We start from the raw sequence: 267 nt of genomic DNA, 5'->3' as shown, positions 1-267 counted from the left end.
AATTTTGAATTTCGACGAGGCCAAAATAGGCTGTGGTGGTGGTTGGTTGGCCGGATCCACTGGTGGTCTGCTTCAGTCGACTGCCATCAGCGCTGTAGACGTAGGAGGTCGTGACCCCGTTATAACTCACAGACAATGGGCGATTTTCTGCATCATAGGTCATGATGCGACCATCAAGACCTTTGGTCATGTTGCCATTCGCATCGTAGGTAAAAGCCTGACCATCAACTTCTGACGGGGCATGCACCGGCTGCGAGCTGCGATAAC

The 267-nt window shown here is 52.1% G+C and carries 1 protein-coding gene; it reads right to left on the bottom strand.

What is annotated here, in order from left to right; all coding sequences use genetic code 11:
- Nucleotides 1-267, bottom strand: a 267-nt coding sequence (locus R0J87_RS21005) for a hypothetical protein (protein ID WP_498888691.1), incomplete at both ends; no start/stop codon positions are given.

It is taken from the genome of Halomonas sp. SIMBA_159 (genome assembly GCF_046536035.1).
GTDB classification, from domain to species: Bacteria; Pseudomonadota; Gammaproteobacteria; order Pseudomonadales; family Halomonadaceae; genus Vreelandella; species Vreelandella venusta_A.
The sequence above is the reverse complement of the archived record's forward strand: the minus strand, read 5'-3'. Positions and strand labels throughout refer to the sequence as shown.